Raw genomic sequence first — 21324 nt, 5'->3', positions numbered from 1 at the left:
TTTTTATCGCATTACAGCTCGGAGCTGAAACGGATTTGAATTTGTAGTAAAACTACACGCCGATCGGAACCGTCCGGTCATAAATCCAAGAATTTTCGCTGCCCCCAAGAGGCCGGCGGCGACCCTGAGGCGACCGATTTTGGAAGCCTTTCCGCCCTGGAGCAAGCCATGCAAGATCTCGATCCCGTCGAAACCCAGGAATGGCTGGACGCCCTGGAGTCCGTCCTCGACCACGAAGGCGAGGAGCGCGTTCATTATCTGATGACCCGCATGGGCGAACTGGCTACCCGCAGTGGTACCCAGCTGCCCTACTCCATCAATACCCCCTATCGCAACACCATTCCAGTGACCAAGGAAGCCCATATGCCGGGCGACCTGTTCATGGAGCGGCGCATCCGCTCGCTGGTCCGCTGGAACGCCCTGGCGATGGTCATGCGCGCCAACCTCAAGGATCCGGATCTGGGTGGCCACATCTCCACCTTCGCCTCCAGCGCCACCCTCTATGACATCGGCTTCAACTATTTCTGGAAGGCGCCCAACGAAGAGCACGGCGGCGACCTGATCTACTACCAGGGCCATGCCTCGCCCGGCGTCTACGCCCGTGCCTTCCTGGAAGGCCGCCTCTCCGAAGACCAGATGAACAACTTCCGTCAGGAAGTGGACGGCAAGGGGCTGTCGAGCTATCCGCACCCGCACCTGATGCCCGACTTCTGGCAGTTCCCGACCGTCTCCATGGGTCTGGGTCCGATCACCGCCATCTACCAGGCCCGCTTCATGAAGTACCTGGAGAACCGCGGCTACATCCCTGCCGGCAAGCAGAAGGTCTGGTGCTTCATCGGCGACGGCGAGTGCGACGAGCCGGAAACCCTGGGCGCCATCTCCCTGGCCGGCCGCGAGAACCTCGACAACCTGATCTTCGTCATCAACTGCAACCTGCAGCGCCTCGACGGCCCGGTACGTGGTAACGGCAAGATCGTCCAGGAACTGGAAGGCATCTTCCGTGGCGCCGACTGGAACGTCACCAAGGTCCTCTGGGGCCGCATGTGGGATCCGCTGTTCGCCCGCGACACCGAAGGTCGCATGCAGCAACGCATGGACGCCGTGGTCGATGGTGAATACCAGAACTACAAGGCCAAAGACGGTGCCTATGTGCGCAAGCACTTCTTCGGCGCCAATCCCGAGCTGCTCAAGATGGTCGAGGACCTGTCCGACGACGAGATCTGGAAGCTCAACCGCGGCGGTCACGACCCCTACAAGGTCTATGCGGCCTACCACCAGGCGGTCAACCACAAGGGCCAGCCCACCGTCATCCTGGCCAAGACCATCAAGGGCTATGGCACCGGTGCGGGCGAAGCCAAGAACACCGCGCACAACACCAAGAAGGTCGATGTGGAGTCGCTGAAGAAATTCCGCGATCGCTTCGACATCCCGCTGAACGATTCCCAGCTCAGCGAGCTGCCCTTCTATCGTCCGGCCGACGACAGCGCCGAGATGAAGTACCTGATGGGCCGCCGCGAGTCCCTGGGTGGTCACCTGCCCCAGCGTCGCGCCCGCAGCATCAGCATCCCCACCCCGCCGCTGGACACCCTGAAGGCGGTACTGGACGGCTCCGGTGATCGCGAGATCTCCACCACCATGGCCTTCGGCCGCATCCTGTCGCAACTGGTCAAGGACAAGGACCTGGGCAAGCGCATCGTGCCCATCCTCGCCGACGAGGCCCGTACCTTCGGCATGGAAGGCATGTTCCGCCAGTTGGGCATCTACTCGCCCCATGGCCAGCTCTATGAGCCGGTCGATCGCGACCAGGTGATGTACTACCGCGAAGAGAAGGACGGCCAGATCCTCCAGGAAGGCCTCAACGAAGCGGGCGCCATGTCCTCCTTCATCGCCGCCGGCACCGCCTACAGCAACTACAACCAGCCCATGCTGCCGGTCTACATCTTCTATTCGATGTTCGGCTTCCAGCGCATCGGCGACCTGGCCTGGGCGGCGGGCGATGCCCAGACCCGCGGCTTCCTGCTGGGCGGCACCTCCGGCCGTACCACCCTCAACGGCGAAGGCCTGCAGCACGAGGACGGTCACAGCCACATCCTGGCCGGCACCATCCCCAACTGCCGCAGCTACGATCCCACCTATGCCTACGAGCTGGCAGTGATCATGCGTGAAGGCATCCATCAGATGATGGAACTGCAGCAGAGCGTCTTCTACTACATCACCGTGATGAACGAGAACTACCAGCAGCCGGCCATGCCCGCAGGTGTCGAAGAAGGCATCATCAAGGGCATGTACCTGCTGGAAGAAGAGCAGGGCGACTTCAAGCACCGCGTCCAGCTGCTGGGCTCGGGCACCATCCTCAACGAGGTCCGCGCTGCCGCTGGCCTGCTGCGCGAGATGGGCGTCGGCGCCGATATCTGGAGCGTCACCAGCTTCAACGAACTGCGCCGTGAAGGCCTGGCCGTGGATCGCTGGAACCGCCTGCACCCGCTGGAAGAGCGCCGCCTGACCTATGTCGAGCAGTGCCTGGGCGAGCGTCAGGGTCCGGTCATCGCCTCCACCGACTACATGAAGCTGTTCGCCGACCAGATCCGCCAGTGGGTCCCCACCGAATTCCAGGTGCTGGGTACCGACGGCTTCGGTCGCAGCGACAGCCGCAAGAAGCTGCGTGATCACTTCGAGGTCGACCGCCGCTGGGTCGCCGTCGCCGCTCTGCAGGCGCTGGCCAACCAAGGCAAGCTGGAACGCAAGGTCGTGGCCGACGCCATCACCAAGTTCGGCATCGACACCGAGAAGCGCAATCCCCTGGATTGCTGATGCGGCACACGGATAAGAGGAAACAACTGTGAGCGAGACCATCCGCGTACCCGACATCGGCAGTGGCGACGGCGAAGTCATCGAGCTGCTGGTGAAGGTCGGCGATACCGTCGAGGCCGAACAGAGCCTGGTGGTGCTGGAGTCCGACAAGGCCAGCATGGAGATTCCGGCTCCCAAGGCCGGCAAGATCGCCGCCCTGCACATCAAGGTCGGCGACACCCTCAAGACCGGTGATCTGCTGATCGACCTGGAAGGCGAGGACGCCGCCACCGGCAGCGAACCCGCCGCCGAACCCAAGGCCGAGTCCAAGCAGACCCAGGTCGAGGAAAGCGAAACCCCGACGCCAGCCGGCGACGAGGACGCTTCGGCGTCCGCCGGCGAAGGCGAGTCCCAGGAAATTCACGTTCCGGACATCGGCTCCAGCGGCAAGGCCAGCATCATCGAGGTGGCGGTCAAGCCCGGCGACACCATCGCCGCCGAGCAGACGCTGATCACCCTGGAATCCGACAAGGCCAGCATGGAAATCCCCTCCCCCGCCGCGGGCGTGGTGGAGAGCGTTTCCGTCAAGGTCGGCGACGAAGTGGGCACCGGCGATCTGATCCTGGTGCTCAAGGGCGCCGCCAATGCCAAGCCGAGCAAGAGCGTCGAATCCAAGGCCGGCGACAAGCCCGCCAAGGAAGCCGCCGAGCCCGAGCTGCACGAGGAAGCTGCCGCCGAGCCGGCCGGTGAGTCGGTCGAGGAGATCAAGGTCCCCGACATCGGCTCCACTGGTAGTGCCAACGTCATCGAGGTGCTGGTCAAGGCCGGTGAGCAGGTCAAGGCCGAGCAGTCGCTGATCGTGCTGGAGTCCGACAAGGCCAGCATGGAAATCCCGGCGCCCAAGGCGGGCGTGGTGGAAAGCGTCGCCATCAAGGTCAATGACCAGGCCAAGACCGGTGATCTGATCCTGACCCTGAAGGTGGCCGGTGCCGCGCCCAAGCAGGCGGCCAAGCCGGCTGCCGGCAACACCGCCGCCAGCGCGCCGGCTGCCGAGAAGAAAGCCGAGGCTCCGGCCAAGGCTGCCGCCCCGGCCAGCGCACCCGCCGCCGGCAAGGGCAAGAAGGTCCATGCCGGCCCGGCCGTGCGCATGGTCGCCCGCGAGTTCGGCGTCGATCTGGGCGAGGTCACCCCGACCGGTCCCAAGGGCCGCATCCTCAAGGAAGACGTCCAGGCCTACGTCAAGGATCAGCTGCAGAAGAGCAAGGCGGCTCCGGCCGCGGCTGCAGGGGCCACCGGCGGCGCCGGCATTCCGCCGATCCCCACCGTGGACTTCAGCAAGTTCGGCGAGATCGAAGAGGTGCCGATGACGCGCCTCATGCAGGTCGGCGCCAACAACCTGCATCGCAGCTGGCTGAACGTGCCCCACGTGACCCAGTTCGACCAGTCCGACGTGACCGATCTGGAAGCCTTCCGGGTCGGCCAGAAAGCCGTCGCGGAAAAGGCCGGCGTCAAGTTGACCATCCTGCCGTTCCTACTCAAGGCCTGCGCCCATGTGCTCAAGGAACTGCCGGACTTCAACGCCTCCCTGGCCCCCAGCGGCAAGGCGGTGATCCGCAAGAAGTACGTGCACATCGGCTTCGCCGTGGACACCCCGGACGGCCTGCTGGTCCCGGTCATCCGCAACGTCGACCAGAAGAGCCTCCTGCAACTCGCCGCCGAAGCCGCCCAGCTGGCGGAAAAGGCGCGGACCAAGAAGCTCAGCGGTGACGACATGCAGGGCGCCTGCTTCACCATTTCCAGCCTGGGTCACATCGGCGGTACCGGCTTTACGCCGATCGTCAATGCCCCGGAAGTGGCGATCCTCGGCGTGTCCAAGGCCAGCATGCAGCCGGTCTGGGACGGTAAGGCCTTCCAGCCGCGCCTGATGCTGCCGCTGTCGCTGTCCTACGATCACCGCGTGATCAACGGGGCAGCTGCCGCGCGCTTCACCAAGCGCCTGGGCGATCTGCTGGCGGAAATCCGCAGCCTGCTGCTGTAAACGCCACAGGACGGTAATGGCTTCCCGCTACCGTCTTCTGGTGTAGCAAGAACCCCGCTCATGCGGGGTTTTTGCTGCCAGATCAACCGAAAGATCCAGGAAAAAGGTAGGATGAGCGCCCTGAGCGTCGCCCCTTGCATGCCCTGGGCCCTATCGGGCAACCTTGACAGCTATCCCAGAGCGCTGGCGAGACGGAGAGGAAGAAGGATTAATGATTTGTCTGTCCTTTCCGATAACCCTAGGACATTTTTCCGTCTTCACAAGGACGCGGACCCTCGCATGAGTATTCACTCCGATGCTGCCGATGCCGCGGTAGCCGATCAGGCGGGCGCGCTCAGCGCTCCTGCCCGATTGGGCTTGCTGCGCTTCGAGCGTCTGAATGAAGCCTCCTGGGCGATGCTCTATCTCGACTCCCGCTGTGAGGCCAGCCTCGGCCTGCCCGCCCAGGCGCTGTGTTCGCTCATCGATGCCCCCTATGCCAGCCTGATGGAGCCCAGCGTCCGTCATCGCCTGCACGAGGACATCCAGCTGCAACTCGCCGAGCATGGCAGCTATCAGGTGCGTTACCTGTTCCATTCCACCACGGCCCCCTGCCAGGTCGTCGAGGTGGGCGAGAGCCTGCAGCGTCATGGTCGCCCCCTGCTACGCGGCTATCTGCTGCGGGTGATGAACGACGATGCCCTGGCCGGCGAATGGGAAGCCCACAACCTGGCCCTGCGGTCGACCCTGGCGCTCCTGCAGGAAAGCCAGGACCACAGCCAGCAACGGCTGGGGATGGCCCAGGCGCGGCAGACCCTGCTGCTCGAATTGTCCCGGCTGGCCCTGAGACAGACGCCGGTCGACGACGAACTGGTGCAGCTGCTGCGTGCCCAGGGCCCGGCCGCCTTCGCCGTGGATGAGCTCAGCCTGTGGCGCTACGAAGGCAATGGCCTCGTCACCCTGTGCAAGGAAGAGCGCCTGCCCACGCTGTGCAGCGACCACCGCCGCCGGTTGCGTGAGCAGGGCGTGATCGAAGACGCCAGCCAGGTGCTGCACCCTTCCCATACCGGGGGCGGAACGGCCCTGGACGTGGCGCTGCTGCACGAGAATCAGCTGATCGGCCTGCTCTGCCTGAGACGGGACCGGCCAGCTACCTGGGAGGCCGAGGACGTCGCCTTCGCCCGCAGCCTGGCGGAATGTCTGGCTGCCCTGCTCCAGCAGCCGGAGCGCTTGCCGAAGGTCGCCCACCCCCTCACCCGGGTGATGGAAGCCAGCAACGATGCCTTCCTGCTGCTGGATGCCGGCGGTCGCCTGGAGCACGCCACCGACAGCTTCGCCCGCATCACCGGCTATCCCATCGCCAAGCTGCAGGGCCTGCACGTCGAATCCCTGCCGGCCCTGGAGAACTGGAGCGAGCTGCTCTACGAAGCCTGGCAGCACCTGGCGCACCAGGACAGCTGGCAGGGCGAATTGCGGTGCTATCGCCGCGACGGCGAGACCTACTGGGGCCAGCTGTCACTGTCCAAGATCCAGCAGCCCAACGGCGACCTGCAGGGCTATCTGGGTATCTTCCAGGACACCAGCAAAACCCGCTTCGCCCAGCAGCACAACGACGAGATGGTGTTTCGCGACAGCCTTACCGGGCTGGCCAACCGCAGCCACTTCATCGCCCGCCTGGAAGAACGCCTGGAGCAGTCCCATCCGAGCAGCGAGCACTCGCTGCTGCTGGTGGACGTCGACAACTTCAAGAGGGTCAACGACAGCCTGGGTCATCGCATCGGCGACCAGCTGCTGGTGGGCCTGGCCCGGCGCCTGCGCAGCGCCCTGGGCAAGGGCGCGCTGATCGCGCGCATCGCCAGCAACGAATTCGCCGTGCTGCTCGACGGCATGGATGCGGTGTCCGCCACCAGCCTGGCTCGCGACACCCTGGTAGCCCTGGATCCGCCGCTCTACGTGGAAGGCCACCCGACCCTGATCAGCTGCTCCATCGGTCTGACCACCGCCAGGCCGCACGAGACCGATCCGCAGACCCTGATCAAGCACGCCGGCCTCGCCCTGCACAGGGCCAAGGCCACCGGCGGCCATCAGGTCCAGGTGTTCACCGAGGCGCTGATCGCCGAGGCCAGCAACAAGCTGTTCGTGCAGAACAACCTGCGCCGCGCCCTGGAGCAGAACGAATTGCTGGTGCATTACCAGCCCAAGGTCTGCCTGAAGCGCGCCAAGCTGCTTGGCCTGGAAGCCCTGATCCGCTGGCAGCATCCGGAAAAGGGCATGATCCGCCCGGACCAGTTCATCAGCATCGCCGAGGAAACCGGGCTCATCGTGCCCATCGGCAAGTGGATCATCCGCGAGGTCTGTCGCCAGCTGCACCGTCTCGACGCCGCCGGCTTCGACGACCTGCAGATCGCCATCAACCTGTCGCCCAAGCAGTTCACCGATCCCGACTTGGTGCAGTCCTTCGTCACCATCCTCGACGAGGAAGGCATCGCGCCCAAAAGGCTGGAGCTGGAACTGACCGAAAGCCTGCTGCTGGATGCCACCGACGCTACCCGCAACACCCTCGAAGCCCTCAAGCGGCTGGGCATGAGCCTGGCGATGGACGACTTCGGCACCGGTTATTCGTCGCTCAGCTACTTGAAAAAATTCCCCATCGACATCATCAAGATCGACAGGAGTTTCATCAAGGACATCCCGGACAACCAGGACGACATGGAAATCACCTCCGCGGTGATCGCCATGGCCCACAACCTGCGGCTGCAGGTGGTTGCCGAGGGCATCGAGACGACCGAACAGCTGGCTTTCCTGCGCCATCATCGTTGCGATATCGGCCAGGGCTATCTGTTCGACAAGCCCATCCCGGCCGACCAGCTCGACGCCGCCCTGGCGCGTTACCTGCCGACGCGCTGACCCGCCGAGCGGACTCGACCCCGCTGCAGCGATTTTGCGTACACTGAGCTTTTCGCCTGGCCCTTTCCCACGAGGTATCCCATGGTCCTGCGTTCCGAAATCCTGACCAAGAAGACCCACCTGCCCGCCGCCGAGCAGGCGCTGCCCGGCCGCGAGACGGCCATGGCCGTACCCGCCGCCCACTACGTCAACGGTAATCCGTTGCAAGGCCCCTTCCCCACCGGGCTGCAGAGTCTGGTGCTGGGCATGGGCTGCTTCTGGGGCGTCGAGCGGCGTTTCTGGCAACAACCGGGTGTCTGGACCACCGCCGCCGGTTACGCGGGCGGCCATACCCCCAACCCGACCTACGAAGAGGTGTGCTCCGGCCTGACCGGTCATACCGAGGTGGTGCTGGTGGTGTTCGATCCGGCCCAGACCTCACTGGAGGCGCTGCTGAAGATCTTCTGGGAAGCCCACGACCCGACCCAGGGCATGCGCCAGGGCAATGATGTCGGTACCCAGTATCGCTCGGCGTTGTATTACAGCGACGACAGCCAGCGCGAGGCCTTCGAAGCCAGCCAGGCCGCCTTCCAGGCTCAATTGGCCGAGGCTGGTTATGGCGAGATCACCACCGAGATCGCTCCTTTGCCGCCCTTCTACTACGCCGAGGCCTATCACCAGCAGTACCTGGCGAAGAATCCCAACGGCTATTGCGGTCTGGCCGGCACCGGCGTGTGCTTGCCGCCCAGTCTGGCGGTCTGATCGCACTTCGCTCGGCTTACCTGGGGATCGTTGGGCTTCGGCGATAGAGCTGCCTCAGCCCAACCTACGCCAAGCTGTTCGTAGGTTGGGTTGAGCGCAGCGAAGCCCAACGTTGCCCCTCCCTTATTCCGCGATCAGCCAGTCCAGCCGCCAACTGCCTTCGCCCTGGGCCAGATGCTCGGCCAGCCAGGGCAGCAATTCGCGTAGTTCTTCCTCCAATCCCCACGGCGGATTGACGATGGCCAGTCCCGAGCCATTGAGCCGGGTGGGGTCGTCCGCCGCGCGGATCAGCAATTCGACGTTGAGCAGCTTGGGCGCGCCGCTGGCCTGCAGACCCGCATGGAAACGCCTGAGCTGGCGGCGATCCTTGATCGGATACCAGAGGGCGATCACCGTCTGGCGCATCCGGCCGATGGCCTCGGTGACCGCTTTGACGCAACGCTCCAGCTCATCGGCCTTCTCAAAGGGCGGATCGATCAGCAGCAGTGCTCGGCGCTCGGGCACCGGCAGCAGCGCCCGCGGCAGCAGCCAGCCGTCCTTCTGGTGCACCGCTACCCGGCGATCACCGGCCATGTTTTCCTTGAGCAGGCGACCATCCTCGGGGTGCAATTCGTTCAGCAGCAGCCGATCCTGGGGCCTCAAGGCCTGGCGCATCAACTCGGGCGAGCCGGGATAGTAGCGCAGCGCGCCATCGGGATTGAGCGCCGCCACCGCTTCGCGATAGCCGACGAAGGCGGCCGGTGCGGCGTCCAGCGCCCACAGCCGACCGATCCCTTCGCGCCATTCGTCGGTACGACTGGCCTGGTCGCCGGCCAGGTCATAGCGACCCACCCCGGAATGGCTGTCCAGATAGGCGAAGGGTGCCTCCTTGCGCGCCAGCAGCGCGGCCAGGCGCAACAGGGTGGCGTGCTTGAAGACATCGGCGTGATTGCCGGCATGGAAGGCGTGTCGGTAATTCATGGGATACTCCAGCGTCAGCCCTACAGTGTACCGCCTTCCTCGGGCGCCAGCGGCGTCGCGCTTTGACACCCTGGCCGTGCAGCGGGTTAAATCCCCAGGTTCTTCATTTCTTTGCCCCAGGAGTCACGCTTGGACGCCGTCACCATCAACAGCTTGTTCTTGATCGGTGCGGTGCTGATCGGCCTGTCGATTCTGGTCAGTTCGATTTCCTCGCGGGTCGGCATCCCGATCCTGGTGATCTTCCTGGTGGTCGGCATGTTCGCCGGCGTCGACGGCCCCGGTCACATCGCCTTCGACAACTATCCGATGGCCTACCTGGTGGGCAACCTGGCGCTGGCGGTGATCCTGCTCGACGGCGGCATGCGCACCCGGGTATCGAGCTTCCGCGTGGCGCTCTGGCCGGCGCTGTCGCTGGCGACGGTGGGGGTGATGATCACCACTGGCCTGACCGGCTTGGCTGCGGCCTGGCTGTTCGATCTCAGCCTGCTGCAGGGCCTGCTGATCGGCGCCATCGTCGGCTCCACCGATGCCGCGGCGGTGTTTTCCCTGCTCGGAGGGCGCGGCCTCAACGAACGGGTCACCGCCAGCCTGGAGATCGAATCCGGCAGCAACGACCCCATGGCGGTGTTTCTCACCGTGACCCTGATCGAGATGCTCGCCAGCGGCGAAAGCGGCTTCAGCTGGAGCCTGCTCGGTCATTTCGTCAGCGAATTCGCCATCGGCGGCATCATCGGCCTGGGCGGTGGCTGGCTGCTGCTGCAGCTGATCAACCGCATCCACCTCGCCGACGGCCTCTATCCGCTGCTGGCCATCAGCGGTGGTCTGCTGATCTTCGCCCTGACCAACGCCGCCCATGGCAGTGGCATCCTCGCGGTCTACCTCGCCGGTCTGCTGATGGGCAATCTGCCGATCCGCAGCCGCCATGGCATGCTGCACATGCTCGACGGCATGGCCTGGCTGGCGCAGATCGGCATGTTCCTGGTGCTGGGCCTGCTGGTGGAGCCGCACAACCTGCTGCCCATCGCCCTGCCCGCCCTGGGCCTGGCGCTGTGGATGATCCTGGTCGCCCGCCCGCTGTCGGTGGCCATCGGCCTCTTGCCCTTCCGCGCCTTCCATGACCGGGAAAAGGCCTTTATCGCCTGGGTCGGGCTGCGTGGCGCGGTCCCCATCATCCTCGCGGTGTTCCCGATGATGGCCGGACTGCCCCAGGCCCAGCTGTTCTTCAACGTGGCCTTCTTCATCGTGCTGGTGTCGCTGCTGGTGCAGGGCTCCAGCCTGCCGCTGGCCGCCAAGTTGCTCAAGGTGACGGTGCCACCGGAGCCGGCGCCCTTCTCCCGCGCCGGCCTGCAGGTCCATCCGACCAGCGAGTGGGAGTTGTTCATCTATCGCCTGGGCGCCGAGAAATGGTGCATCGGCGCCGCCCTGCGCGAGTTGAAGATGCCCGAGGGCACCCGCATCGCCGCACTGTTCCGCGGCGAGACCCTGCTGCACCCCTCCGGCAGTACCACCCTGGAAGCCGGTGACATCCTCTGCGTGGTCGGCCATGAGCACGATCTGCCGGCCCTGGGCCGCCTGTTCAGCCAGGCGCCGCAGCAGACCCAGAGATTCTTCGGCGACTTCGTCCTGGAAGCCGATGCCGAACTCAGCGCGGTGGCCGCGCTGTACGGCCTGCAACTGGGCGAAGTGGACGGCAACCAGCGTCTCGGCAGCTTCATCACCCACCAGATCGGCGGCGAACCCATCGTCGGCGACCTGGTGGAGTGGAACGGCCTGGTCTGGATCGTCGCGGCCATCGAGAACAAGCGCGTGCGCAAGGTCGGCGTGAAGTTTCCCGAAGGCAGCAGCAGCGGACCTGCGCTCTTTCTTTAACGGTGGATGAACGGGGTTCGCGGCTTGAGGGCCGCCGCCTTGCACCCCAGGCAGCCTGGCTTTAACCTCGCGCCTTTCCACTGCCCGACGCCTGCCGCATGCACCGCCTGTCCGCTCTGCTTCGCGCCGCCGCCCTCTGCGGCTGCCTGTTCACCCTTCCCGCCGTGGCTCAGGATTCCGGGCCGCCGGATGCCCAGCAGGTCCAGCAGAATCTGAGCGCTCTGGCCGATCGCAAGCTGCCCGCCGCCGAGCAGAGCGCCGCCCAGGAGAGCCTGCAGCAGACCCTCAAGCTGCTCGACCAGCGCGACCAGTACGTCAAGCAGCTGGCCGATCTGCGCCAGCAGCTGGCCCAGGCACCGCAGCAGACCAAGGATGCCCAGCGACAACTGGCCCGCCTGCGCGCCGAGCCGATCAAGCCCGCCGAGCAGCGCTATGCCGGCGCCACGCCCCAGGCCCTGGAGCAGCGGCTGAGCGAGACCAGTCTGGCGCTCAACAGCGTGCAGGACGATCTGAACGCCGCCAACAGCCTGGTGATCAATGCCCAGACCCGCCCCGAGCGTGCCCAGGTGGACATCGCCAATTTGCAGACGCGCCTGCAGCAGATCGCCGATCTGCTCAAGAGTGGACGCGAGAACGCCAAGGCGTTGACCGCCGAGCGGCGCGGTCAACTGCTGGCGGAGCAAGCGGCGGCGGGCGCGCAGATCCAGCTGTTGCGCCAGGAGCTGGCGGGCAACAGCGTGCTGCAGGATCTCGGCGCCATTCGCCGGGAGCTGTTCACCGAGCAGGTGAAGCGTTACGAGCAGGAGACCCTGGACCTGCAGACGCTGATCAGCGGCAAGCGACGCCAGCAGTCGGAAAAGACCCTGGCCGAAGCCTCGCGGGAGTCGGAGAAGACCGCCGGGGACGATGTGCTGTCCCAGGAGACCGGGCTCAATCTGCAACTGTCCGACTACCTGCTGCGCGCCACCGATCGACTCAACGATCTCAATCGCCGCAATCTGGAGTCCCGCCAGCAGCTGGATCAGCTCAAGCAGACCAGCGAGAACATGGAACAGCAGATCGGCGTGCTCAAGGGCAGCGTGCTGCTGTCCAAGCTGCTCTACCAGCAGCGTGCCGCGCTACCTTCGGTCAAGGTCAACAAGGATCTCACCGACGACATCGCCGATCTGCGCCTCTATCAGTTCGAGCTCAACCAGCAGCGCGCCCAGATCGCCAATCCGGATGCCTACGTCAGCAATCTGCTGGCCCAGCAGCCGCCGGAAAAGACCACGCCGCAGCTACGCCAGCAGTTGCTCGACCTGCTCAAGACCCGCAGCGAATTGCAGGAGCGTCTCAACACCGAGCTCAATGCCCTGCTCAGCGAGTCCATCGACCTGCAACTCAACCAGCGTCAGTTGCAGACCACCATCAGCAGCCTGCGCGGCACCCTCGACGAGCAGATGTTCTGGATTCCCAGCAACAAGCCGCTGGACTGGAACTGGGTCAAGACCGCACCCCGCAAGCTGATGCAGCAACTGCGCGACGTGCCCTGGGGCTCCAGCCTGCATGAACTCTATGTCGGCCTGGCCGAGCGCCCGCTGCTGCTGCTGCCGCTGGTCCTGGCCTTCGCCACCCTGATCTGGCAGCGACCCCGCATCCATGCCCAGGTCAGCAAGCTCAACCAGGATATCGGTCACTACCAGCGCGACAGTCAGCTGCACACGCCGCAGGCCGTACTGCTCACCATTCTCCTCGGCCTGCCGGCGAGTCTGGTGCTCTGGCTGGGCGGCGTGGCCCTCGAAGGGGACGAACGCGGCGTCAACGCCGCCATTGGTGCGGCGCTGCTGGAAATGGCCGCCGGCTGGCTGGTGTTCTACACGGTGTATCGCCTGCTGGCCTCCGGTGGCGTCGCCGAGACCCACTTCCGCTGGGCCCGGCCCCAGGCGCAGTCCCTGCGCCGGCTGGTCAGACGCGTGGGCCTGCTGGCCCTGGCACTGATGGCGGTGGTGGCCATCGCCGAACGTCAGCTGGCCGGTCTGGCCGACGATGTCCTGGGCATTCTCATCGTCCTGATCGCCTATGCCAGCCTGGCCTGGATGCTGGGTCGCTCCCTGCTCAATGCCACCGCCCGCGAGCGCCTGCCGTTCTTCCGCCTGTTGCTCGGCCTGATGATCACCGCCATTCCAGCCGTGCTGTTCTTCGCCGTGCTCTTTGGCTATTACTACACCGCGCTCAAGCTCACCGATCGCCTGGTGGACACCCTCTATGTGCTGATGGCCTGGATCATCCTCGAAGCCACCCTGGCCCGTGGCCTGAGCGTGGCCGCACGGCGCCTGGCCTACCAGCGCGCCATCCAGAAGCGCCAGGCGCAGCAGGAAGACGCCGAGGGCGTGGAGGTGGTGCAGGAGCCGACCCTGGACATGGAGCAGGTCAATCAGCAGTCCTCGCGACTGTTGCGCCTGACCCTGCTGCTGGCCTTCCTCGGTGTGCTCTATCTGGTCTGGGCCGACGTGGTAGCGGTGTTCTCCTACCTGGACAACGTCACCCTCTACCAATACACCAGCGGCACCGGCGCCGCCGCCACCCAGGTGCCCCTGACGCTGCGGGTGTTCATCATCGCCCTGGTGATCGCCGGTCTCACCGTCGCCCTGGCGCGCAACCTGCCCGGCCTGCTGGAAGTCCTGGTGCTGTCGCGCCTGAATCTGGCCCAGGGCAGCGCCTACGCCACCACCACCCTGCTCTCCTACGTCATCGTCGGCTTCGGCACCGTGACCACCCTGGCGACCCTCGGGGTGAGCTGGGACAAGCTGCAGTGGCTGGCCACCGCCCTCTCGGTCGGTCTGGGTTTCGGCTTGCAGGAGATCTTCGGTAACTTCATCTCCGGCCTGATCATCCTCTTCGAGCGCCCGGTGCGCGTCGGCGACCTGATCACCATCGGCAACGTGACCGGCACGGTGAACAAGATCCGCATCCGCGCCACCCACATCACCGATGCCGACCGCAAGTCGGTGGTGGTGCCGAACAAGACCTTCGTCACCAGCCAGCTGATCAACTGGACGCTGACCGACACCGTCACCCGTATCGTGCTGACCTTCGGCATCAATCGCGGCAGCGATCTGGCCGAGGCCCAGCGGTTGATGATGCAGGCGGTCAAGGAGAATCCGCGGGTGCTGCATGACCCCGAGCCGTCGCTGCACATCACCCACTATGGCGCCAGCACCCTGGACCACGAATTGCGCATCTATGTGCGCGAACTGGGCGATCGCAGCGCCGCCACCGATGAGCTGATCCGCCGGGTCGACCAGTTGCTGCGCGATGCCGGTATCAACCTGCTGTCCACGCCGCAGATGGAGATCACCTTGAGGAATCGCCACGGTGCGGAGAAACAACTGGGCAAAAAGCCTCTCCTACCTGAAGGGGATGCCCAGCAGGAAGCCGAGGATCCCAAGCCATCCAAGGCCTGACGGCCCCCTGCGCGGATATCTCGGGACACCCATGAAACAGCTGCTCGATCTGACGTTCGACAACAGATTCGCCCGCCTGGGCGACGACTTCTCCACCCGCATCGACCCCCGGCCGCTGGACGATCCACGGCTGGTGGTCGCCTCGCCCGCCGCCCTGGCGCTGTTGGACCTGGATCCGGCGGTGGCCGAGACCCCCGAATTCACCCAGGTGTTCGCCGGGGCCCAGCTCTGGGATAGCGCCGAGCCCAGGGCCATGATCTATTCCGGCCACCAGTTCGGCTCCTACAACCCGCGCCTGGGCGATGGCCGCGGCCTGCTGTTGGGCGAGGTGGTCAACGACCGCGGTGAGCACTGGGATCTGCACCTCAAGGGCGCCGGTCTCACGCCCTTCTCGCGCATGGGCGACGGCCGCGCCGTGCTGCGCTCCTCCATCCGTGAATTCCTCGCCTCCGAGGCCTTGCACGCCCTGGGTATCCCGACCACCCGGGCGCTGTGCGTGATCGGCTCCGCCACCCAGGTGGTGCGCGAGCGGCTGGAAACCGGCGCCACCCTGCTGCGCATGGCCCCCAGCCATGTGCGCTTCGGCCACTTCGAGTACTTCTACTACACCCGCCAGCATCAGTTGCTGGAGCAACTGGGCGAGCATGTGCTGGCCGCGCACTTCCCCGAACTGCTAGCCACCCCCGAGCCCTGGGCGGCGCTGTTCCGCGAGGTAGTGGAACGCAACGCCCGGCTGATCGCCCATTGGCAGGCCTATGGCTTCTGCCACGGGGTAATGAACACCGACAACTTCTCGATCCTGGGCCTCACCTTCGACTTCGGCCCCTTCGCCTTCCTCGACGACTTCGACGCCCAGTTCATCTGCAACCATTCCGATCACACCGGGCGCTACTCCTACAGCAACCAGGTGCCCATCGCCCACTGGAACCTGGCGGCCCTGGCCCAGGCCCTGACGCCCAAGGTGGCGGTGGAGACGCTGCAGGAGAGCATCGCCCTCTTCCTGCCGCTGTATCAGGCGCACTACCTCGACCTGATGCGCCGGCGCCTGGGCCTGCAGGAGGCGCGAGACGAAGACCAGGAGCTGGTCGAGCGCCTGCTGGCCCTGATGCAGCAGGGCGGTGTGGACTATCATCTGTTCTTCCGCCACCTGGGCGAAGACCAGCCTGCCGCCGCCCTCGCCCGGGTGCGCGAAGACTTCATCGACCTGCGTGGCTTCGACGACTGGAGCCAGGCCTATCGCGCCCGCCTGGACGCCGAAGGCGGTGCGGCAGCCGACCGTACCGCGCGCATGAACGCGGTCAATCCGCTGTATGTGCTGCGCAATTACCTGGCCCAGCAGGCCATCGAACAGGCCGAAGCAGGCGACTACAGCGAGGTGCGATTGCTGCACGAGGTGCTGTCACGCCCCTTCGAGGCCCAACCGGGGCGCGAACGCTTCGCCCAGCGGCCACCGGACTGGGGCAAGCATCTGGAGATCAGCTGCTCGTCTTGAAGTCCGGCCCCAACCAGGCGCCGGACTTCAGGCGCCGTTGACCTGGAAGACGTGTCTTAGATAGTGCAGGAAGTCCGGTTCGCCGCCCTGGGCCTTGCCCGGGGCGTCGGAGATCTTGGCCACCGGCTGGCCATTGCAGCGACTCATCTTGAGCACCATGTTCATCGGCTGCACGCCCGGGATGTCACAGGTGAAATGGGTGCCGATGCCAAAGCTCACATTGATCCGCTCGCGCAGGGCACGAAACAGCGCGAGCGCCTTTTCCAGATTGAGCGAATCGGAAAACACCAGGGTCTTGGTCAGGGGGTCGATGCCCAGCTGCTGGTAGTGGGCGATGGCCTTCTCCGCCCACTGCAGGGGATCGCCGCTGTCATGGCGCAGGCCGTCGAACAGCTTGGCGAAGTAGAGATCGAAATCGCGCAGAAAGGCATCCATGGTGATGGTATCGGTCAGGGCGATGCCGAGCTGACCGCGATACTCACGCACCCAGCAGTCGAGGGCGGCGATCTGACTGTCGATCAATCGTGGCCCCAGTTGCTGGTGCGCCATCAACCACTCGTGGGCCATGGTGCCCAGGGGCGCGACACCCAGCTTCCACGCCAGGTGGACATTGCTGGTACCGACGAAGCGACCGGGAAAGTCGTCCCTCAGGCTGCGCACCACCATCTCCTGCACACCATAGGAAAAACGCCGCCGGGTACCGAAGTCGGCCATCTTGAATTCGGCCAACTCGTCGGTGCCCGCTTCCCGCGCCAGCCAGTCGAACTTGCGATAGAGCTGATCGCGTGCCAGCTGCAGGGGCAGGTCAGCATGGCGCTGGCGATTGCGCACCTCGCTGATCAGCGCCAGGATCGGTACCTCGAACAGGATCAGGTGCAGCCAGGGCCCCTTCAGGGTCAGGGTGAAGCGCCCCTCCTCCTCGCCGAGGAACACATAGGAGGGATTGAAACGAAACAGCCGCAGAAAGCGGATAAAGTCGGGGGTGATGAAGGGAATGCGTTCGAGAAAGTCCAGCTGGCGATCACTGATGGCGACATCGGCCAGGTCATCGATCTCGGCCTGGATGGCCGCGTGATAGGGCCGCAGGTCTTCGTCGTTGCGGCAGCGAAAGGCCCACTCGACTTCCGCATTGGGATAGTTGTGCAGGACGGCCTGCATCATGGTGAGCTTGTAGAAGTCGGTGTCCAGCAGGCTTTGCACGGCCTGCTCGGAAAAACTATCGGCCATCATCGGCGGGGCTCGGCAGCTAGAAGTCAGACGACAGGATGCCGAACTTGCCGGGGAAGCGAAAGGCGCTTGACCGTCCGGGGCCTAACGATTGTGGGTCTGGGTCATGCCGAAGAGGAATAGCAGCAGGTCCTGGCTACCCGTGCTGGAGGTGTTCAGGGTGCGCGCCACGGGGGTCTGGCAGTAGTCCAGGCCTTCGCTACCGACGACCACGGCCGCCGGTCTTAGCCAGCTCGCATAGGCCAGCGTGGTGACCCCGCAAAAAGCCGCGATCAGCAAACCTCGAGTAATTTGTGAAGTCATGGCTCCAACCCTCTGATCTTCCGTCCCAACGCCTGTTGGTAAACGTAGAGCAGAGTTCGCCATTGCGCAGCGTTCCACGACGAATGGCGGCGTAATTGCAGCATATCCCGACGGGCGGCCGTGTCTATAGCCATTCGTTGGCGACATTTCTCCAGATCGAGCAAGGCGATGGAGAATTGCTTGCCCTCCGGCCCCATGCGCTCGGCGACGAAGATATGTTTGGGATAGAGGCAGCCATGCTGCCAGCGGTGACGGTGCATGCGCGCCAGCACCTCGCCCAGAGTGGTCAGGAAGCGCTCGTGCTCGGCTTCGCTGAGCGCCTGGCCACCGCCTTCGGCGTACCAGTGATCGAGATCCTGATAGCCTTCCAGGGCGGCGCTCACCAGCAACGCGCGCCAACCACCCTGGGCTTGCTGGGCATCGCAGAAGAGCAACTCGGGAACCTGGATACCCAGGTCGCGAAAGGCGATCAGCGCATCCCGCTCACGCAAGGCGGTGGGCCGCCCCAGGGGATGACGCAAACTACGATAGAGATGACCGACCTGACGCTTGACGTAGGCCAGGGTCCCGTCGGGAAGCTGCAGGCGCTGGACACCGCTCTCGCCGCCCCGGCGGACATTGGGCGCTTCCACCCAGTCGCCTGCGGTGTTCCACCAGCGATCGAAACGCTCTTCGCCCTGCGTCACGGCTCCCATCGGCTGCCTCTCTTATTCTGAATAGCTTCAATTGGCCTTGCGCAGGACATAGACCCGCCACATGGCATAGCCCGGCAAAAAATCCAGGGCTCGGTCGACCACGAAGCCGGCCTGGGCGACTTCCGCCTCGAACTGGCTGCGCTCGACGATGAATCGGTTCTGGTAACCGCCGCGGTCGCGGCCTTCGGCCTGGCGCCGACGTTCCAGTGCCTGGCGACGCCAGGCCTTGAAGTTGCCATCCACCCACAGCGACAGGATGACGCTGTCACGGGTCACCCGGTGGAACTCCTGCAGCAGCGCCAGACGGTCCGCTGATTCGCCCACATGGTGAAACAAACGCATACAGAAAATGCAATCTACAGAATTGTCGGACAAGTCGATAGCGAAAGCCGACGTCTGCAGCGTTTTTACCCGGGCCACGACCTCGGCGGGCTGCTGCGCACGGGCAGTGGCCAGCATGTTTTCCGAATAATCGGCACCGATGATCAGACGATTGCGCTTCTCCGCCAGCAGCGGCCAGAAACGACCGGCACCACTGGGCAGATCCAGCACCAGATTGGGCTGGCCGGCGATGCTCAGGGCCTGCCGCGCCAGTTGCTGGTCGCGCCAGTTGGACAGGCGCCGGGCCAGACCGTCCTGGTGCTTCAGGTAATACTGGCGGGCGTGGTCGGCGTCGTACTTTTGCGAAAAGGGCAGGTCGATGGGCGCTTTCACGGAGGCGGCTCCTGAGGGAGTGGAGAAGTGCCGCTACCCTATCCAGGCCGCTGTCAAACCCCGGTCAAGTCGTTGTGAAAATTCTGTAACGCTAGTCGGCTACCCTCTCGCTGCCAAGAGCGATATCGAAGCGGCACCCCCCTGCCGCGCTGTCGCCCAGGGTCACGCTCCAGCCCTGCAGCTGACAGATCCGCCGGACCAGCGACAGGCCCAGCCCCAGTCCCTCGCCACGGCCCTCGGCGCCACGGACAAAGGGCTGGAACATCGCCTCACGCTGCTCTTCAGGAATGCCAACGCCACTGTCTTCCACCACGAAACCCGCAGCGCCGACCTGCAGGCTGATGTAGCCGCGTTCGGTGTAGTGCAGGGCATTGCGCAACAGATTGCTCATCACCGACCGCAAAAAGGGCTCGTGCCAGAGCAAGCGCTCGGCCTCCGGCGCCACGCTCAGGCGCCATTGCAGCCCCTTGGCCTCCACCGCCGCCTGCCATTCCTGCGTCTGGCGCCGCGCCACCTCGGCCAGGGTGGCACGGGGTGCCTGGGTATCGCTGTCGCCCTGGTTGCGCGCCAGGGCTAGAAAGGTCTGCACCAGTTCCTGCATCTCCCGCGCCGCGCGCGTCATGCGCTCCAATGGGCCCTTCGCCCGAGGTGGCAGATCCGGCGTGGCCTCCAGCAATTCGCAGGACGAATTGATCACCATCAGCGGCGTGCGCAATTCATGACTGACATCGCTGGTGAACAGCCGCTCGCGCGCCAGGGCGGCACGCAGGCGATTCAGGGCATCGTCGAAGGCACCGGCCAGTTCACCGACCTCGTCCTTGGCATAGTCCGGCGCCAGGGGCGGGGTCACATCAAGGATCTGGTCACGCCGCCGTACCTGGCGCGCCAGCCGCACCACCGGCGCGATCACCCGCCGTGCCAGGGCCCATCCCAGCAGCCAGGCCAGGGCCACGCTGATCAGGAACCCGATCAGCACCACCTTGTAGAGCAGCCGCTCGCGCGCCTCGAAATCGCTCTGGTTCTGCAGCAGGACGAAATGGTTGCCCTCCAGCTCGGCGACGTAGGCATAAAAGTACTGCTGGTCCTCCTCCACCTCGCTGAAGCCCGCCGGCAGATCGCGCAGGTGCGCGGGCAACTGCGCCACCTCGGCGAGGGGCACGAAATACAGACGCATGTCGGGATCCAGCACCGGCTGGCCACCGCGTCTCATGTCGCGCTGGACCATGCGCTCCAGTTCGTTGTGCAGATCGGTGGAGATCAAGCGCTCCTCGACGGTGTGTACCACCGCGACGATACCCAGGGAAAAGACGCCACCCACCAGAAAGGTCATCAGCACGAAGGCGATGACGATCCGCCGCGACAGGCTCAGGTGATATTCCATGGCTAATCCTGCTCGACCAACTTGTAGCCCACCCCATGGATGGTGCGCAGCAGCGGCTGCGCGAAGGGCTTATCGATCACCTGGCGCAACTGGTGGACGTGGCTGCGCAGGCTGTCGCTGTCGGGGTAGTCCTCGCCCCACACCGCCTCCTCCAGTACCTCGCGACGCACCACATGGGGCGACTTCTGCATCAGCAGGGCAAGGATCTTGAGACCGATGGGATTGAGCTTGAGCGACTTGCCGGCACGACTCACCTCCAGGGTGTCCAGGTCGTAGCTGAGATCGGCGACCTGCAGCTGGCGACGCCCGCCCCCTTTGGTCCGGCGCATCACCGCCTCGACGCGCGCGGCCAATTCCGACAGGGCGAAGGGTTTGACCAGGTAGTCGTCGGCGCCGGAGCGGAAGCCTTCCAGACGGTCATCGAGCTGATCGCGGGCGGTGAGCATGATCACCGGGGTGTCGCGGCGGGCATCCTGGCGCAGCCGCTGGCAGAGGGTGTAGCCGTCAATGCCGGGCAGCATGATGTCGAGGATGAGCAGATCGTAGTGCTCGGTCGCGGCGAGGTGCAGCCCCGACAGGCCATCCTGGGCGCAATCCACGCTGTAGCCCTTGAGACTGAGGTAGTCCAGCAGGTTGCTGAGGATGTCTTTGTTGTCTTCCACCACCAGGATACGCATGTCGCTGACCTCGTTGGCGAGCCACCCGGGGCCCGCACGCTTGCTGTTCGGCACAGAGCCTAACCGCGTCCGCCGGGCGCGACCAGCACCAGGCGGGCCGGAGACCGG

At 65.1% G+C, this 21324-nt stretch carries 14 protein-coding genes; 7 read left to right on the top strand and 7 right to left on the bottom strand.

All coding sequences use genetic code 11. The features are described 5' to 3' along the window. Positions 1 to 168: 168 nt before the first annotated feature. The 4 genes from aceE (at position 169) to msrA (ending at position 8455) form a co-directional block, all read left to right on the top strand. Positions 169 to 2811, top strand: a complete 2643-nt coding sequence (gene aceE, locus FEZ61_RS19565) for a pyruvate dehydrogenase (acetyl-transferring), homodimeric type (RefSeq protein WP_160924545.1) — start codon at positions 169 to 171, stop codon at positions 2809 to 2811. A 28-nt stretch (positions 2812 to 2839) separates the two neighbouring features. Next, entirely contained in the window at positions 2840 to 4828 is a 1989-nt protein-coding gene (gene aceF / locus FEZ61_RS19560; RefSeq protein ID WP_173150106.1) for a dihydrolipoyllysine-residue acetyltransferase, read from the top strand. Positions 4829 to 5107: 279 nt separating this feature from the next. After that, positions 5108 to 7714 (top strand): GGDEF and EAL domain-containing protein, encoded by a 2607-nt coding sequence (locus FEZ61_RS19555; RefSeq protein ID WP_173150104.1) that lies wholly within the window; start codon positions 5108 to 5110, stop codon positions 7712 to 7714. 81 nt (positions 7715 to 7795) lie between these two features. Further along, complete coding sequence (gene msrA / locus FEZ61_RS19550) at positions 7796 to 8455, top strand: peptide-methionine (S)-S-oxide reductase MsrA (protein WP_017640098.1); 660 nt, start codon at positions 7796 to 7798, stop codon at positions 8453 to 8455. A 123-nt stretch (positions 8456 to 8578) separates the two neighbouring features. On the opposite strand, the gene rlmJ is transcribed toward msrA, so the two are convergent. Then, positions 8579 to 9415 carry a 23S rRNA (adenine(2030)-N(6))-methyltransferase RlmJ gene (gene rlmJ / locus FEZ61_RS19545; protein WP_173150102.1) on the bottom strand — a complete coding sequence of 279 codons (837 nt, stop codon included), beginning with the start codon at positions 9413 to 9415 and terminating at the stop codon, positions 8579 to 8581. A 129-nt stretch (positions 9416 to 9544) separates the two neighbouring features. Between rlmJ and FEZ61_RS19540 the strand changes: the two genes are divergently transcribed. The 3 genes from FEZ61_RS19540 (at position 9545) to FEZ61_RS19530 (ending at position 16219) form a co-directional block, all read left to right on the top strand. Continuing rightward, positions 9545 to 11284: a potassium/proton antiporter gene (locus tag FEZ61_RS19540; RefSeq protein ID WP_173150100.1), complete on the top strand. Its 1740-nt coding sequence runs from the start codon at positions 9545 to 9547 to the stop codon at positions 11282 to 11284. 98 nt (positions 11285 to 11382) lie between these two features. Then, a complete protein-coding gene (gene mscK, locus FEZ61_RS19535; RefSeq protein ID WP_173150098.1) occupies positions 11383 to 14727 on the top strand; it encodes a mechanosensitive channel MscK in 3345 nt (1114 codons plus the stop codon). A gap of 31 nt (positions 14728 to 14758) precedes the next feature. Next, complete coding sequence (locus FEZ61_RS19530) at positions 14759 to 16219, top strand: protein adenylyltransferase SelO (protein WP_017640094.1); 1461 nt, start codon at positions 14759 to 14761, stop codon at positions 16217 to 16219. 27 nt (positions 16220 to 16246) lie between these two features. On the opposite strand, the gene pncB is transcribed toward FEZ61_RS19530, so the two are convergent. From pncB to FEZ61_RS19500, 6 genes are all read right to left on the bottom strand, one after another. Continuing rightward, the gene (gene pncB / locus FEZ61_RS19525) at positions 16247 to 17449 is read right to left on the bottom strand and encodes a nicotinate phosphoribosyltransferase (protein WP_017640093.1); all 1203 of its coding nucleotides are present in this window, start codon (positions 17447 to 17449) and stop codon (positions 16247 to 16249) included. Positions 17450 to 17530: 81 nt separating this feature from the next. Continuing rightward, the gene (locus FEZ61_RS19520; protein ID WP_173150096.1) at positions 17531 to 17749 is read right to left on the bottom strand and encodes a hypothetical protein; all 219 of its coding nucleotides are present in this window, start codon (positions 17747 to 17749) and stop codon (positions 17531 to 17533) included. Next, positions 17746 to 18444, bottom strand: coding sequence for a lipopolysaccharide kinase InaA family protein (locus tag FEZ61_RS19515; protein WP_017640091.1), 699 nt, complete (start codon positions 18442 to 18444; stop codon positions 17746 to 17748). Before FEZ61_RS19515 ends, FEZ61_RS19520 begins: the two co-directional genes overlap by 4 nt. 27 nt (positions 18445 to 18471) lie before the next feature. Then, positions 18472 to 19158, bottom strand: a complete 687-nt coding sequence (locus FEZ61_RS19510; protein ID WP_173150094.1) for a class I SAM-dependent methyltransferase — start codon at positions 19156 to 19158, stop codon at positions 18472 to 18474. Positions 19159 to 19249: 91 nt separating this feature from the next. Further along, complete coding sequence (locus FEZ61_RS19505) at positions 19250 to 20539, bottom strand: HAMP domain-containing sensor histidine kinase (RefSeq protein WP_068383039.1); 1290 nt, start codon at positions 20537 to 20539, stop codon at positions 19250 to 19252. 2 nt (positions 20540 to 20541) lie between these two features. Beyond that, the gene (locus FEZ61_RS19500; RefSeq protein WP_017640088.1) at positions 20542 to 21216 is read right to left on the bottom strand and encodes a response regulator transcription factor; all 675 of its coding nucleotides are present in this window, start codon (positions 21214 to 21216) and stop codon (positions 20542 to 20544) included. Positions 21217 to 21324: the final 108 nt, after the last annotated feature.

This window comes from Pseudomonas sp. MS15a(2019) (genome assembly GCF_013277805.1).
GTDB lineage: Bacteria > Pseudomonadota > Gammaproteobacteria > Pseudomonadales > Pseudomonadaceae > Chryseomonas > Chryseomonas benzopyrenica.
Note: the sequence above shows the minus strand (reverse complement) of the source record. Positions and strands in the feature narration are given on the sequence as shown.